At 42.9% G+C, this 1,369-nt stretch carries 1 protein-coding gene and 1 pseudogene; one reads left to right on the top strand and one right to left on the bottom strand.

Annotation, left to right across the window (positions count from 1 at the left end; translation table 11 throughout):
- The first annotated feature begins 347 nt into the window (after positions 1–347).
- Positions 348–998, top strand: coding sequence for a cell wall hydrolase (locus FPZ49_RS35160; protein ID WP_186446298.1), 651 nt, complete (start codon positions 348–350; stop codon positions 996–998).
- 187 nt (positions 999–1,185) lie between these two features.
- On the opposite strand, the pseudogene FPZ49_RS36540 reads toward FPZ49_RS35160, so the two are convergent.
- Positions 1,186–1,369, bottom strand: a pseudogene (locus tag FPZ49_RS36540) (hypothetical protein); the annotation flags it as partial.

The raw sequence follows: 1,369 nt of genomic DNA, 5'->3' as shown, positions 1-1,369 counted from the left end.
CCTTTAACGATTCTGGATAATGTTTAAATTTTTGTCCTTTAATCGCCATAAAAATGCACCCCTTAGAATTTATCGGATTAACCAAGGGGTTTTTCCAATGTCTATTCTAAGGGGTGCACTCTATAGATCTGAGGGAGGTATTTTTCTACTCCAATACCGTCATCCAATTTCAGAAAACGAATGCAGATCAAGAAATGGTCGAACTAATTTAGCGATTCTACAGCATAATTACAAGAAATTACATTTTTGTCCTAAATTTGCTGATTATTTACGAAATCTATTAGTGACAATCCTTCTTATGACCGATAACCGTCCAATAGAATACTAAAGGAGGTCAAACGGATAAAATGAAGAAAACATTGAAATCATTAATACTCAGCAACATGATTGTCTGCACTGTAACTTTCTTCGGTACGGTTGAATCCGCTTACGCCATATCGATTAAAGTTGAAAGCCAAAGTGAACATGTACTCGATCTGCAACAACGATTGAGTGCACTTGGATACTTTAAAGCCGGACTAACCGGATATTACGGTCCAGCTACTGCAGAAGCAGTGCGGAGATTTCAGAAGGCCTACCGTCTCCCGGTCGATGGGGAAGTGGATTCCACAACCTTTTCAAAAATTCAAGGTGCTGTCTCACCTAAAAATTCAGCATTGGAGCAGTTGGCCCGCATCATCTATTCCGAGGCGCGAGGCGAATCATTTGAAGGTCAAGTTGCTGTTGGAGCAGTAGTGTTGAATCGAGTGCAATCGCCGCTATTTCCAGATTCGATAACAGAAGTGATCTTTCAGAAAGGTCAATTTTCGGCGGTTGATGACGGCCAGTATTGGCTTACTCCAAATCAGACTGCATATCAAGCTGCCAAGGCAGCCTTGAATGGATGGGATCCTGCTCGCGGTACGTTGTATTATCATAATCCGAAGATAACGACCTCAACTTGGAGCTTATCGCGGCCTAAAGTTGTGACAATCGGCAAACATGTATTCACGAGATGACGTATTCAAAGGTCAACAATTTTACCCGTCTTATTATGAGTTCAGCCAGTATTTACTGGTTGAACTTTTTTCGTTTAAGAGGCTTAATACGGGCAGTTGTTAAGCTGATTGGGACGATGATCCCGCATAACAAGCGATGTTGTGGAACTGTAAAACGGAGGCGACTTTCAGAAAGAAGCAAAGTGAATTACGAAATAGACTGTTGAAGGGCCGGACAAAAGCTACGTGCGTCACTTGCGGCGGTGTATGCCAGTTTGGCGGAGCTAAGCATAACAAAGTCGATAGGAGCAAAGCTAAAACCGTCGGACCAGCCTAGTGTGAGCATGTTGTACCCGCGGACAAAACGTCCTGTTGTGTGATCGTGCACACGT

The organism is Paenibacillus cremeus, from assembly GCF_007786445.1.
Classification (GTDB): domain Bacteria; phylum Bacillota; class Bacilli; order Paenibacillales; family NBRC-103111; genus Paenibacillus_G; species Paenibacillus_G cremeus.
The sequence above is the reverse complement of the archived record's forward strand: the minus strand, read 5'-3'. Positions and strand labels throughout refer to the sequence as shown.